At 43.3% G+C, this 14,031-nt stretch carries 15 protein-coding genes and 1 pseudogene; 6 read left to right on the forward strand and 10 right to left on the reverse strand.

Features of this window, described 5'->3' with window-relative positions; all coding sequences use genetic code 11:
* Window positions 1–65: 65 nt before the first annotated feature.
* The gene (locus ACNURT_RS01930; protein WP_419700313.1) at window positions 66–1,205 is read right to left on the reverse strand and encodes an NAD(P)/FAD-dependent oxidoreductase; all 1,140 of its coding nucleotides are present in this window, start codon (window positions 1,203–1,205) and stop codon (window positions 66–68) included.
* A 144-nt stretch (window positions 1,206–1,349) separates the two neighbouring features.
* Here ACNURT_RS01930 and ACNURT_RS01935 point away from each other — a divergent pair, with 144 nt between their 5' ends.
* Window positions 1,350–2,078 (forward strand): zinc metallopeptidase, encoded by a 729-nt coding sequence (locus ACNURT_RS01935; protein ID WP_419700314.1) that lies wholly within the window; start codon window positions 1,350–1,352, stop codon window positions 2,076–2,078.
* Window positions 2,079–2,574: 496 nt separating this feature from the next.
* Here the strand turns inward: ACNURT_RS01935 and ACNURT_RS01940 are convergent, their stop codons facing one another.
* The gene (locus ACNURT_RS01940; RefSeq protein ID WP_419700315.1) at window positions 2,575–4,251 is read right to left on the reverse strand and encodes a GMC oxidoreductase; all 1,677 of its coding nucleotides are present in this window, start codon (window positions 4,249–4,251) and stop codon (window positions 2,575–2,577) included.
* A 368-nt stretch (window positions 4,252–4,619) separates the two neighbouring features.
* On the opposite strand from ACNURT_RS01940, the gene ACNURT_RS01945 reads away from it, so the two are divergent.
* Window positions 4,620–5,651, forward strand: a complete 1,032-nt coding sequence (locus ACNURT_RS01945) for a YXWGXW repeat-containing protein (RefSeq protein ID WP_419700316.1) — start codon at window positions 4,620–4,622, stop codon at window positions 5,649–5,651.
* A gap of 104 nt (window positions 5,652–5,755) precedes the next feature.
* Here ACNURT_RS01945 and apaG read toward each other — a convergent pair whose 3' ends face one another.
* Together apaG and dusB are read right to left on the reverse strand one after the other, a co-directional pair.
* The gene (apaG, locus tag ACNURT_RS01950; protein ID WP_166095331.1) at window positions 5,756–6,142 is read right to left on the reverse strand and encodes a Co2+/Mg2+ efflux protein ApaG; all 387 of its coding nucleotides are present in this window, start codon (window positions 6,140–6,142) and stop codon (window positions 5,756–5,758) included.
* Window positions 6,143–6,188: 46 nt separating this feature from the next.
* Entirely contained in the window at window positions 6,189–7,181 is a 993-nt protein-coding gene (gene dusB, locus ACNURT_RS01955; protein ID WP_419700317.1) for a tRNA dihydrouridine synthase DusB, read from the reverse strand.
* 40 nt (window positions 7,182–7,221) lie between these two features.
* Between dusB and ACNURT_RS01960 the strand changes: the two genes are divergently transcribed.
* The 4 genes and pseudogenes from ACNURT_RS01960 to ACNURT_RS01975 all read left to right on the forward strand — a co-directional run.
* Entirely contained in the window at window positions 7,222–8,166 is a 945-nt protein-coding gene (locus ACNURT_RS01960) for a CPBP family intramembrane glutamic endopeptidase (protein WP_419700318.1), read from the forward strand.
* Window positions 8,166–8,378 carry a DUF2007 domain-containing protein gene (locus ACNURT_RS01965; protein ID WP_166095338.1) on the forward strand — a complete coding sequence of 71 codons (213 nt, stop codon included), beginning with the start codon at window positions 8,166–8,168 and terminating at the stop codon, window positions 8,376–8,378. The genes ACNURT_RS01960 and ACNURT_RS01965 overlap by 1 nt, the downstream gene beginning before the upstream one ends.
* A 148-nt stretch (window positions 8,379–8,526) precedes the next feature.
* Entirely contained in the window at window positions 8,527–9,327 is an 801-nt protein-coding gene (locus tag ACNURT_RS01970; RefSeq protein ID WP_370997008.1) for a phosphatidate cytidylyltransferase, read from the forward strand.
* A gap of 137 nt (window positions 9,328–9,464) precedes the next feature.
* A pseudogene (locus tag ACNURT_RS01975) lies at window positions 9,465–10,118 on the forward strand (phosphatidylserine decarboxylase family protein); the annotation flags it as partial.
* 612 nt (window positions 10,119–10,730) lie between these two features.
* Here the strand turns inward: ACNURT_RS01975 and rplS are convergent.
* From rplS to rimM, 6 genes are all read right to left on the reverse strand, one after another.
* The gene (rplS, locus tag ACNURT_RS01980) at window positions 10,731–11,078 is read right to left on the reverse strand and encodes a 50S ribosomal protein L19 (protein WP_076376620.1); all 348 of its coding nucleotides are present in this window, start codon (window positions 11,076–11,078) and stop codon (window positions 10,731–10,733) included.
* A gap of 272 nt (window positions 11,079–11,350) precedes the next feature.
* Window positions 11,351–12,025: a tRNA (guanosine(37)-N1)-methyltransferase TrmD gene (gene trmD / locus ACNURT_RS01985; RefSeq protein WP_419700319.1), complete on the reverse strand. Its 675-nt coding sequence runs from the start codon at window positions 12,023–12,025 to the stop codon at window positions 11,351–11,353.
* Between the two features lie 135 nt (window positions 12,026–12,160).
* Window positions 12,161–12,550 carry a VOC family protein gene (locus tag ACNURT_RS01990; RefSeq protein WP_419700320.1) on the reverse strand — a complete coding sequence of 130 codons (390 nt, stop codon included), beginning with the start codon at window positions 12,548–12,550 and terminating at the stop codon, window positions 12,161–12,163.
* 13 nt (window positions 12,551–12,563) lie between these two features.
* Complete coding sequence (locus tag ACNURT_RS01995) at window positions 12,564–12,764, reverse strand: helix-turn-helix transcriptional regulator (protein WP_419700321.1); 201 nt, start codon at window positions 12,762–12,764, stop codon at window positions 12,564–12,566.
* Window positions 12,761–13,222: a hypothetical protein gene (locus ACNURT_RS02000; RefSeq protein WP_419700322.1), complete on the reverse strand. Its 462-nt coding sequence runs from the start codon at window positions 13,220–13,222 to the stop codon at window positions 12,761–12,763. Before ACNURT_RS02000 ends, ACNURT_RS01995 begins: the two co-directional genes overlap by 4 nt.
* Window positions 13,223–13,450: 228 nt before the next feature.
* Entirely contained in the window at window positions 13,451–13,978 is a 528-nt protein-coding gene (gene rimM / locus ACNURT_RS02005; protein ID WP_419700323.1) for a ribosome maturation factor RimM, read from the reverse strand.
* Between the last annotated feature and the right edge of the window lie 53 nt (window positions 13,979–14,031).

A 14,031-nucleotide genomic window follows, 5' to 3' on the forward strand; every position in this document is an offset into this window, starting at 1 on the left:
TGAATTATTGATTAAAGTACCGCATTCTTCTTGCCTTCCGTCAGCAGATAAACTATTGAAATGATTTATCCTTTCAAAGTCAGCTCCGCTACTTCCTCACCAACCAAACTTCCCATAGCCACCCCCATGCCGTTGCAGCGTACGGCGCAAAATATGTTGGGTTGTATTTGCTTTACTATCGGGGTAATTTCTTCGCCAAAACCCATGATGCCGCTCCACCAGTAATCAACTTCCACATCCTGGTTTGGCAATATTACTTCATGCAGATAGCTGATCAGTTTTTCTTTTACCGTATCGGTATGTCCAAAATCCCAGGTTTCTTCGGCTTTATAGTCCAGGTTGCGGCCGCCGCCAAACAATACGCGGTTATCAATATTACGGAAGTAGTAGTAACCCTCGTTAAAGTGATAAGTGCCTTTCAATTTTAAGCCGGGAATGGGTTTGGTGACCATCACCTGCCCCCTGCCCGGAATCACATTGAGTCCCGGATACAACTGACTGGCAAAAGCATTGGTAGCCAGTATCACTTTACCGGCCTTAAAGTTACCTTGCGAAGTGGTCAGCCTGATGTGCTTGTCTTCCTGTTCAATGATTGATATTTCGCAATTGTTTAACACCAGCACGCCTAAATTATATACCTTATATAATAAGGTACGCATCATTTTACCGGTATGTAGTTGTCCTTCAAAGCGGTTATATATTAAATGACTAACATTACCAAAGCCAAAATCTGCAATTTTAGCATCAGCTACTGCATAAATGTCAGGTTGGCCAATAGCTTGTTGTAATAATTTATTGAGATGATTGATCTGTTCTATACAGTTTTGAGCGATATATTTTTCATGGCTCATAAAAAGTTCGTGACCGCCATGCTGATAATAATCCATGTAGGCATCGCCCAGGTTTTCCCGTAATTGTTGCAGGCCGCGCCATTTATAGGCTACCAAACGCATGGCTTCTTCTTCGGACGATTGATTGATAACAGAAACTTGCTCGGAAACTGTACCAAAACAGGCAAAACCTGCGTTTTTAGTACTGGCGCCCGATGGTAAAAAGCCACGCTCCAACACCAATACTTTTAAATTAGGTTGCTGTTTTTTTAAATGCAGCGCGGCACTCAGGCCAACAAGGCCACTGCCAACGATAATCACATCAGCCTGATCAATAAACGCGGTGTGCTCCCAGTATGAAAATGAAGGTTCCATTTTAAGTCAAAAGTAAAAATCAAAATAGAACATTACACAGAATAAGGTCTTTTAATTTGGCTTAGTAAATGAATCGGAATAGTTTTTGAATAATAAAATTGACAAGCGTTTTGACTTTTTAATTTTGACTTTTGACTTAATAAAATGAATCACTTATCAATAATTATTGGATATATTGGCTACAATTCGGCCTGGTTCCTGATGATCGCGATCGCCTTGATAAGCTTTATTGTGCAGTGGCGGTTCCGAAGCAAGTTTAAACAATACTCAGAGGAGGCATTATTGTCCGGCCTTTCTGGCCAGGAAGTGGCTGTAAAAATGCTGCGCGCACACGGCATATTTGATGTACAGGTAATTTCTGTTGAAGGACAGCTCACTGATCATTATAACCCCGAAACAAAAACGGTTAACCTTAGCCAGGATGTTTTTTACAGCCGGAGTATTGCCGCGGCTGCTGTTGCTGCGCATGAGTGCGGGCACGCCGTTCAGCATGCACAGGCTTACGGATGGCTAAGTTTCCGCTCGGCTATGGTACCTATTATCAATGTGGCCTCAACCCTAACCCAGTGGACCTTGTTTATCGGTATCATACTGTTATTTTTTGCCAACAACCCGTATGTATTGGCGGTAGGTGTTGCCGCGCTGGCATTGGTTACCTTTTTTAGTTTTATAACACTTCCCGTTGAATTTGACGCCAGCAGACGGGCATTGGCCTGGCTGGATAACAATTACAGCATTATGCAAACCACGCAGGAGCATGAGCAAGCCAAAGATGCCCTCTGGTGGGCTGCCATGACCTATGTAGTTGCCGCCCTGAGCGCGCTGGCTACACTGGTTTATTACGCTTCGTTTTTGTTTAACAGAAGAAACTGAGCCCCCCAGCCCCCTGAAGGGGGAGCGATAAGCAAGTAGAATGCCGGGCCTTTTTTGGTTCCTCTGTCAGTAGAACAACTTCGGGCGGTTTTTAATTATTGAATTACTGATTTAGTGAATTATTGATTTTTACGCTATTAAGTAGTTCTTCTTTTCCCCGTCAGCAGAACAGCTTCGGGTGAAAGCGGACAGAACAATAGTGACTTGTGCGGCTGCAGGGGCATTAGCAAACCTTGCCGAAGCATCGGGAATTGAGCGAACGAAGTGGAGGTAAGGTTTAGCAGCCCGTGGTTCTGCCCGGTTTGCTGGGTAAAGGCCTTGTGCGCAAAGAAGCATTTCTGGTGACTTGATCTTTTGGTTACCTTTTGTATCAAGACAAAAGTAACTGGCTTCCCGCGGCCAAGAGCGGGTCTACGCCAAGTCAAGCGGCCCTGTATAGCTTAGAGATTGCTTCGTGCCTCTCAATGACGACTTTATTAACATCACCCTTTATCTATTACAAATTCCCCAGCTTTAACTCATTAACAGCAAAATGTGCAGCCCGCGCAGTAAAGGCCATATAGGACAGCGATGGATTTACGCAGGATGAGGACACCATGAATGATCCATCGGTAACAAATACGTTTTTAGCATCCCAAACCTGGTTCCACTTATTAAGTACCGATGTTTTGGGATCGTGTCCCATGCGTGCAGCGCCCATTTCATGTATAGCGCCTATATTTTTGCGGGCTATAAATCCTTTTACATTTTTCAACCCAGCCTTTTCAAGCATTTCCACCGCATCATTTAACGATTCGGCTTCCATCCGGCGTTCATTTTCCTTCATCTCAATATCGACAGATAAAGTATTAAGTCCCCATTTGTCTTTAACCTGCTTATTTATGCTGATCTTATTTTCATGATAAGGCAGTACTTCGCCAAAACTTGCCATAGACATAACCCAGTTTCCCGGCTCTGTCAACGCATCCTTAAAATCAGAGCCTATGCTTAGTTCGGCAATTTCCCTGCTCCATCCTTCACGGCCTGCCGAACCCTGGTAACCAAAACCCCGCAGATAATCTCGCTTGTCGCCAAATAAATTACGGTAGCACGGTATGTATATACCATTGGCCCTCCGGCCAAAATAATATTTATCCTCATAGCCCTCCATAATCCCCCGGGCTGCACCTCCTACATGATGATCCATCACGTTATGACCCAATTCGCCGCTGCTGCTGCCCAATCCACCGGGCCATACATCTGTAGCCGAGTTCATCAGGATCCAGGCACTGTTAAAGGTGGATGCATTTAAAAAAATGATCTTCGCAGTATAAGTATATGTTTTATTGTTTTCCGCATCCAGCACTTCTACACCTGTTGCCTTTTGGGTATCCTTGTTATACAATACCCGGGTAACTATCGACCATGGGCGAACCGTAAGGTTTCCCGTAGCCATAGCCGCCGGCAGTGTGGATGATTGGGTACTGAAATATCCCCCAAAGGGACAACCCAATGCGCACTTATTGCGATACTGGCAATTGGTTCGGCCCGGCAATGGCTTGGTAATATTGGCCGTGCGGCCTATGATCATGTGACGCTGCCCATTGTATTGTTTTTTTATACGGGCCGATACTTCTTTTTCTACACAATTCAACTCCATGGCCGGTTGAAACTGCCCGTCGGGCAGGTGCGGTAAACCTTCCAAAGAACCGCTGATGCCGGCAAAGCGTTCTACATGATCGTACCAGGGCGCTATATCTTTATACCGAACCGGCCAATCGATAGCTATGCCTTCTTTGGCATTGGCTTCAAAATCAAAATCGCTCCAACGGTAACTTTGCCTGCCCCACATTAAGGAGCGGCCGCCGACGTGATAACCTCTCCGCCAGTTATAGGGCTTAACCTGCGTATATGGGCTTTCCTGCTCGTTCACCCAGTAATCCATATTGGCTTCATTAAGGCCATGCGCCTCCTGTTGTACCGTATATTCCTTTATTTTTGATTGCGGAGCTACATCGCGGTGCGGCAATTCCCATGGTGCTTTATTGGCATTGGTATAGCCTTTTATATGTTCTATATTGCGGCCCCGCTCCAGCATCAATACTTTTAAACCCTGTTCGCTGAGCTCTTTTGCCGCCCATCCCCCCGAAATTCCTGAGCCTACAACAATGGCATCATAATGGTAATTGTCCATAAGCTTTATAATAGCATTAATTGGTCTTTGCTAAAATAAAAATACGGTTTGTATCTTTTGCATGTTACATGTGTTTAAGACACATATTTAAAGTCTTATCAAATTTTAAAAACTTCGGCAAGTCTTACTATCTATCAACCCAGATGCGCTCAAAGCATACTAAACTGACTATCAATACCTTACAATTTATGAAGCTTTTATGAAGAGTAATGAAGCCACTGGTAAATCTTAATGTAATATTCATGTTACCCCGATAGGTTTGGTTAAAATTTATCGACATGAAACCATCATGACCTACCACCTCCCCGCAAGGGCATAAATGTGAAGATCATGATAGCTTCATTACCATTAAAAAACAAATTAATCCAATGAAAAAAACCATTAAAATATTAACGCTGCTTTTGGTTACCACATTAGCAACCGTTAAAACTTACGCGCAGGTAAGTATAGGCTTATCGGTACATATAGCGCCACCTGCCCTGCCGGTTTACACACAACCTCCATGCCCCGTTGACGGCTATTTATGGACCCCGGGCTACTGGGCATATACCGATGATGGTGGATATTACTGGGTACCCGGTGTTTGGGTAGCTCCTCCGCGTGTTGGTTTTTTATGGACACCTGGCTACTGGGGTTATGATGGCGGCATCTATATTTTTCACCAGGGTTACTGGGGCCGGCACATTGGCTTTTACGGCGGTGTAAACTATGGCTATGGTTATGGCGGTGCAGGTTATGTTGGCGGCAGATGGGCAGGCAACTCCTTTCAGTACAATACCGCTGTGGTTAACGTAAATAATACCGTGGTACACAATACCTATGTCAACAAAACGGTTATCAATAACAACGTAACAGTAAATAACAACCGTACTAGTTTTAATGGACCGGGCGGTGTAAATGCCCAGGCCAGACCAGAAGAACTGGCTGCCGCCCGCGAGCAGCACGTACAACCTACCAACGATCAGATCAATCACCAGCAGGTGGCGGGTAAAGATCACAACCAGTTTGCATCAGCCAATAACGGTCATCCGGCTACAGCAGCTATGAACAAGGTGGGTGGCAACCGTTTTAATACCGAAGGCCGCAGGGCCAGGGCCTCATCGCCGGATGCCACAAATAACAATGCCGACCGGGGTAATCGTCAGCAAGTGAACAACAACGCCGATAACCATGCTAATCAGGATAATGTAAATAGAAATGCACCATCTGCCGATCAGACGGCAAAAGCCCCGCATCAGTGGCAAACGGCAAATAACCTTAATGCGGGCAATAACCGGCAACCTGCCCAAAACCAGCAACGTAACAACATGGCGCGTGCACCGAGGCAGTTGGTACGTCACCCTGCACCCGGAAGACCTCATAATAATCCAAGGCCGCAGGAGCACGAAAGGCACCGGTAATCGCTTTCCCCAAATTCAATTCTATATATACGCAAAAGCCCGGTTGGTAAATCAACCGGGCTTTTTATGTTTTCTAATTCCCCCTTCAGGGGGTTAGGGGGCTTCTAATTCATCCTGTACGGGGCGATCAGGTAAAATTCGGGTATTTGCACGTTAAAAGAGGCGTTATCCAACAAACGGTTCATCTGATACTCGCCTTTCATGCTGCCCATATCGGTTTTAAGGTTACAGCCAGATACATACTCATGCGCGTGACCCGGCTCAATAACGGGTTGCTGGCCTACTACGCCTTCACCTTCCACTTCACGTTTAGCGCCGTTCGAATCAAAAATATACCAATGCCTGCTGATAAGCTGTATGGCATAGTTACTCATATTTTCGATATTCACCTTGTAGGCAAACATAAAGTGGTCATTAGCCGGGTTTGAATATTCGGGCTGATATACGGTCTCGATAGAAACCTTAACACCCTCAGTTATAGTAGTAACCATGTGAATTGTTTCTGTTTAGTTCCAAATATAAACATCTAAACAAATATTACGCCATTTCAACAGTATATTTTTCGTCAATTTCTGCTAAAATTTCGTAGAGCTCCTCTAAAGTACCGGCGGTTACCAGTTTCATCCGATATTCTTTAAAGTTCTCGATGCCCTTAAAGTAGTTGGAGTAATGTCTGCGCATCTCAAAAACCCCTGTTTTAGGCCCTTTCCACTCAATTGATTTTTGTAAATGCGTTGTACAGGCAGCTATACGCTCGGTAATGGTTGGTTTATCCAGATGCTCGCCGGTATTAAAAAAATGCTTGATCTCGCGGAAGATCCAGGGATAACCTATGGCGGCACGGCCTATCATCATACCGTCAACACCAAACTCCATACGCCAGTTAGCGGCTTTCTCCGGCGAATCAATATCGCCATTGCCAAATATCGGTATCTGTATGCGGGGGTTCTTCTTAATATCACGAATCAGCGACCAATCGGCCACGCCTTTATACATTTGTGACCGTGTGCGACCATGAATAGTAAGGGCTTTTATCCCCACATCCTGCAAACGTTCTGCAACTTCATACACGTTTTTGGTATTGTCATCCCAGCCCAGGCGCGTTTTTACGGTCACGGGCAGGTGCGTGGCTTCAACAACAGCCTTGGTCATGGCTACCATTTTGTCAATATCCTGTAATAAACTGGCGCCGGCACCGCGGCAGGCCACTTGTTTTACCGGACAGCCATAGTTGATATCCATCAGATCGGGTCCTGCAAGCGATGCAATTTCAGTAGCCTCGCGCATGTGGTCAATATCGCTGCCAAATATCTGGATGCCGATAGGGCGTTCATACTCAAATATATCCAGTTTCTGACGACTCTTGGCCGCATCACGGATCAGTCCTTCGGATGAGATAAACTCGGTGTACATCATATCCGCCCCGTTTTGTTTGCACACGTAACGGAAGGGAGGGTCGCTCACATCTTCCATCGGTGCCAGCAACAGCGGGAACTCACCTAAATCAATATTTCCTATTTGTACAGACATGCTTATCTTTAGCGTTGCAAAAATACGAATTTTACACCAAATGATAAAAGACCCCATTAAGGATATAAAACCTTATCAGACTGATATACATCCGTTATTACAATTACTACTCCTTTTCTTCTTCCTGATCTTTGTTCCCGGGATAGGTTATTTTGTAGCCAAGGGCATCAGCACCATGCTTTATGGAGCAAAAACCTGGACAGATGTAGGCACCTTTAACATCGCAAACCCGCAAGTAAAAAACGGTTTATGGATTTTGCAGATTGTAAGCACCACCATTCCGCTATTTGCCGTCCCGGTACTTTTTGCACGTTTCATTGTGCGAGACACATCAACTTATTTAAAGTCTACCTTTAGTTTTCCGCCTGTTTTATTTGTATTGATATTCTCGATCATGTTGTTTTCATCCCCGGTGATGGAAGTATTGGTAAATATCAATCAAAAACTAACCTTACCCGCCCCGCTTAAAGCCATTGAAGATCTGATGCGCGCCATGGAACAGCAAGCCCAAAAAGCTACTGAAGCCATGCTGAGCATGAAAAATATCGGGGACCTGCTTTTTGCGATATTGGTAGTTGGTTTATTAACCGCCATTGCCGAAGAATTTTTATTCCGTGGATGTATCCAAACCATATTTGTTAAATGGACCGGGAATATCCATGCTGCTATCTGGATCACGGCCATCGCATTCAGCGCTTTTCATATGGAGTTCTTTTCGTTTCTGCCACGTGTGGCCCTGGGAGTTTTCTTTGGTTATTTTGTTGCCTGGAGCGGCAGCGTATGGACAAGTGTATGGGCGCATTTTTTAAACAATGGCTCGGCGGTGCTTATTACTTACCTGTATCAGCACAAACTTATTAACCTAAACCCGGATGACCAGCACGTATTTAATTATGGTGCCTATGTGTTTAGCTTAATATTTATTTTAATTTTGCTTTATATATACAGGAATATAGCGCGTAAAAAGCCCATGTTTGATTTTTAATGGAAAAAGGCTGGATCAAAATTTTTACCTCGTCCAATTTTTATCAATCAGAAATTGTTAAACAGGTACTTACCGGCCATCACATCGATACGGTTTTGATCAACAAGCAGGATTCATCACACAAAGCTTTTGGCAATATCGAAGTATACATTCACCAGGAGGATTTTAGCAAAGCCATCGAGATCATGATCCTCAATCAAATTAGTTTATGATTTTGGGAGTAAAGATTTTGGGAGCAAGGATATTTAGACCGATGGTTTTATAGGAACAAAAGATGAATACAGAAAAGATAAAAAAATCCTTACTCCGAATATCCTTGCTCTTTGCTCCAAAAATCACCCAATCACTAATTCAAAATTAATGAAAGTACGTGCCATTACCGGCTTCTTTTTTGTTATTGTAATGCTGGGCTCCGTTTTGTTGGGCTCTTATGTATTCAGTGCATTTTACACAATCCTTACCTCGTTTTGCCTGTTTGAGTTTTACAAACTGGTGCGCGAAGGCGGCTTTAAGCCCAGCCGCGAAAGTGGCCTGATCAACGGCTTCCTGGTATTCCTGTTTTTCGCGGCTCAATGTTATTTCCCGGCCTGGAAGTTCATCTTTTTTTTGCCGGTAACTTTAAGCGCTGTTTATATACAGGAATTGTATAAAAAATCGCCGGCGCCATTCAGCAACCTGGGTTTTACTTTTTTGGGAATCCTTTTGGCAGTAGTACCATTTCTGTTTTTCCACGCTATGGCATTTATGAATGGTCATTTTAACTTTCATATCCCCATGGGCTTTTTGATCATGTTATGGAGTAACGATACCGGGGCCTATCTGGCTGGTCGCGCGTTTGGGCGCACCAAACTGTTTGAGCGCCATTCGCCCAAGAAAACCTGGGAGGGATTTTTTGGCGGCGTGCTGATCAGCGCGATAGCCGCATTGATCATGAGCCATTATTACGTGGAGCTTTCCTGGAAACAATGGGTAAGCATAGCCGTTTTAATATCATGCTTCGGCACCATGGGCGATCTGGTAGAATCCATGTTTAAACGGAGTATCAACGTAAAAGACAGCGGCGGCATATTACCGGGCCACGGTGGCCTGCTCGACAGGTTCGACGGACTTTTATTAGCCGCCCCAATTGTTTACGCGTACCTGTACTTCATTTCAAATTAGTAGTTTTGCAATAAGTTAATATCAAGTAGCGAGTATCAGGTATCAAGACTTTTGAGCACTTTTTTTTATTACTTTGCAAATGGTCTTGATACTTGATACTAACTACTTGATACCAAAAAAATAATCAACCCCATACTATGACTTTTCATAAAGAAGGATATACCTCACTGGCCATTACTGTACTGTTCATTTTTGTATTAAATGCTCTCATACAGTTCTACCTACCACAGGCACACACATTAAAATGGATCGTATACATTTTATCGTTCCTGCTGTTTGTAGTTATTGTGCAGTTTTTCCGCAGTCCATTTTTTGATATCAGTACAGATGAAACCACGGTACTTTGCCCTGCCGATGGTAAGGTAGTAGTCATTGAAGAAGCCGACGAGACCGAGTATCTGAAAGACAGGCGCATCCAGCTATCCGTTTTTATGTCGCCTGTAAACGTACACATAAACCGCAACCCGATGTCGGGCGTGGTGAGTTATTTTAAATACCACAAAGGCAAATATCTGGTGGCCTGGCACCCTAAATCGTCAACCGAAAACGAACGCACCACCATTGTTGTACAAAACACAGAGGGCGTATCCGTGTTGTTCAGGCAGATAGCCGGCGCATTGGCCCGCCGCATTGTGTGGTATGTAAAAGAGGGAGATATTGTGGAGCAGGGCCAGCAATTTGGCTTTATTAAATTTGGTTCAAGGGTGGATGTATTTTTGCCCCTGGGCTCCAAAATACTGGTGAACATTGGCGATGTGGTAAAAGGCGGTCGTACCGTGCTGGCCGAGTTACCCAGCGCCTTAACTACTGTTACTGCTGCCGAAGAAACCGCCTCCATTAAACCGGTATCTATAAAATCCTTAACTACCCCTGCATCCGTTGCAGAACCGGTAGCAGAAGAAGAACCAACCGTAATTGAAAATGAGACCAACCAGGGCGAATTACCGTTGGTAATTGATCACCCTAAAGCCGAAGAGCCTAAAAAGCCTGTAAAGAAAGCCGCACCTAAAAAACCGGCCGCTAAAGCGCCCAAGCCTAAAGGCAAACAGGAATAATTAATTATTGCGATATATAGTAGAAGCCGGTCAATGACCGGCTTTTTTGTGTTTAATCCGCTATAATTTAAGCTGTTAATTCCCCGCGTCATTGTGAGGCACGAACCTCTACTTAGGCAGGTCCATTTGCTTAGTTTAAACTTATCATTACGCTCTGTGTAACATATAGATTGCTTCGTACCTCGCAATGACGCGCGGAGAGGGAATCAAACATACAAATCGCCAGTAAGCAAAGCGTTAACAAGGCGAATAAAATTTTTCGCCATAAAAAAGGCCTTCCCGGATAAAATATCCAGAAAGGCCTTTTGCAATATCAAATACTTTTCCGCTATAAACGGAGAAGGAAAATTAAACTCTTTTTGATTTGATACGGGCTGCTTTGCCGGTAAGGGCACGCAGGTAGTATAGTTTAGAACGACGTACTTTACCTACGCTGTTCACTTCAATTTTATCAATGTTTGGAGAGTTGATAGGGAAGATACGCTCAACACCTATGCCGTTTGAAACTTTACGAACGGTAAATGTTTCATTATTTCCGGTACTGTTACGTTGAATAACAACACCTTGATAAAGCTGAACACGTTCTTTATTTCCTTCTCTGATTTTATAATGTACACTTACAGTATCACCAGCCTTAAAGGAAGGAAACTGCTTTTTTTCTACTGATTGCTCTTCAACAAATTTTACTAAATCCATGATTTTTAGCTCTTAAAGCGATTTTTAGCCCGTAAAAATCGGATTGCAATTATAGGGATTTTTTTTAATATATAAAAGTGTATTTTAAAAATTTCCACATTTTGTTTTTTACTAACAAATTTCGCCTTTTTTTTGAGTCAGCATTAATTAACAAATGCGTCATTGCGATAGCGTGGCAATCCCCAACAAGTAAGACAAACATGCAAATCCGCTCTGTATGGCCAGGGATTGCCATGCTATCGCTCACAATGATGTTAAAATTATAATATTCCTTACTCCAACAGATCTGGCCGGCGGGTTTTGGTACGTTCGAGGGCTTGCTCAAAACGCCATTTTTCAATTTCGGGCGTGTTGCCGCTCAACAGGATGTCGGGCACCTTGTGGCCGTTCCAGTCGGCAGGGCGTGTGTACACCGGCGCATCAAGCATATCATCCTGGAAGGAGTCGCTCAGGGCTGATGTTTCGTCACTCAGCACACCAGGTATCAGTCGTACTACGGCATCTACTAAAACAGCGGCAGGTAGCTCTCCTCCCGATAGCACATAATCGCCAATAGAAATTTCACGGGTAACGTAAATATCACGGATGCGTTGGTCGATGCCTTTATAATGCCCGCATAAAATAATGATATTACCTTTTATAGAAAGCTGGTTAGCGATGGCCTGGTTCAGGCGCTCCCCATCCGGCGACACGAAGATGATCTCATCATATTCCCGCTCAGCTTTCAGCTTTTCGATGCAGGCTGCAAAAGGCGGTATCGTCATCACCATGCCACTGCCCCCACCATAAGGGTAATCATCTACACTTTTTTGCTTATTGGTGGCATAGTCGCGCAGGTTATGTACATGGATTTCGGCTATACCTTTTTTTTGGGCACGCTGTAAAATAGAATGTGCAAACGGACTTACCAGCAGATCGGGCAAAACAGATATGATATCAAAACGCATGTGCAAAGATAGTAAATCAATGTGCGGATTTCAGATGTGCAGATGAGTGGATAGAAACAAGAGAAAAGAATCAAGAACCGGGAAGTAGCGTTCCTTTTGATCATTCTCCTTAATCATTCCATTCCTTATCCAAAATCAAATAGCTTTTTCAATCAACCAGTGGTGTCCGAATGGATCAATCACCTCGCCCTGACGGTAGCCATAATCATAATCCTGCACAGGCGACCTTATGATGGCTCCTGCTGCTTCGGCCTGTGCCATCACTGCATGCACATCATCCACAAAAAGACCGACGGTTACCGTGGTAGCATGAAATTTATCCGGACTAACAGCCGATGAGTGCAGCGTTTGCTCATGCAGATGAAATAATGCTCCGGCTATACTTAGTTCCGATACATGGATAGTACCGTCATCATTGCTAAAACGCCGCAGCTCAATAGCGCCAAAAGCTTTGATATAAAAACTGATATCGGTTACGCCATTAGGAATAACCAATTGCGGGGCGAAGGTTGGCTTGCTTTGCATAATAGACTGATTTTTAATCTTCTTCCTCTAATATAAACACTTCCTCCACCGATTTTCCAAATATGCGGGCAATTTTTAAGGCGAGGACAGTTGAGGGCACGTATTTATTACTCTCGATGGTATTGATGGTTTGGCGCGATACGCCTACTTGGTCGGCCAGATCGGCCTGGGTTATATTTTTGATGGCACGCTCTACGCGTATATTGTTTTTCATGATATTGCTTTTTCTGCTTTTACAGACTGATTAAGTCTAAAAATAACCCACCTAAAACGAACAATAAAAAACACCAGTAGTAACCATAAGTTAATCCCCACAACATGTACGAGTACAATACTATTTGCAAAGATCACGATCAGTATAAACAGGATATAAGTAAAGTACATTGTCCACTGCAGCGAATCTAAGCGCAACTGTATAATTTGCTCATCTTCAAATTTTTCTTTCGAAAAAGCTAAAAGCAATAAACCAACTGTTACCACGAGTGTCGCCATCACATTAAAAGCATGATCAGGAGTAAACAAGCTTGGATTCTCTGGAGGATTTATATGGACTCCATGATCCATATAGCCATGATAAAACAACTTTTTTGCAATCATTACAGGGAAATATGCGAAGATCAATACATACCCAATAAAGCGACTTTTGTAAGGGAATAAGAATCGTGATTTCATAATTGTAAAGTTTAATTTACCAAATGTAAAATAAACCTTACAAATGTAAAATATATTTGACATTTTATTTTTGAATTTCCGTAAACGCAAAATGCCTGTGAGGACACAGGCATTGGTTAAAAAAACAAGATTATCATTCTAAACGTAGTGAAGAATCTTCTGCACCTACATATCATCAGCTTTGCGCTTGAAGGAGATCCTTCACTACGCTCAAGAATGACAAAAGAATTATTCAGACAAATAAACATCCAGCAAACCTTCGGGTAGATCCACATAAATTTCGCCGCCTTCTACATCAATACCTTTTATAATATCAATATTAAGCGGGAACATTACTTCTTTGTTTTTATATTGAACTATAGCGATCAGTTGCTGTGGGTATTCCTGCACTTCCAGTATCTCGCCCAGTTCGCCGTGGGTTTCATCAACGGCAATAAAGCCTTTTACATCGTTCAGCGTAAATTCGGCCTTTTTCTTTTTCGGCTTTAGCTTGTTGGGCAGATAGATGTCTTTTTTTACCAGCAGGGCTGCTTTTTCAATGGCATCCACATCCTCCAGGTATAAATACGCGTTGTTTTTTTGCAGGTATTTGATAGATGTAACAAAATATGGAATGAGCTTGCCTGCAATATCCACAAATAAGGCATCAAACTTAATGGCATCCAGACCATCAAAGTCAACATATATCTGCATCTCGCCTTTGAGGCCCTTGGTTTTTAATATACTACCTACCCGGAAACAATCTTCGGTTTTCATAAAAAAAGAGAGTCAAGAATTAAGAGTCAGGAAGCAAGAAACTGCAATGAATT

The sequence above is a fragment of the Mucilaginibacter sp. NFX135 genome, from assembly GCF_048565145.1.
Taxonomy (GTDB): Bacteria; Bacteroidota; Bacteroidia; order Sphingobacteriales; family Sphingobacteriaceae; genus Mucilaginibacter.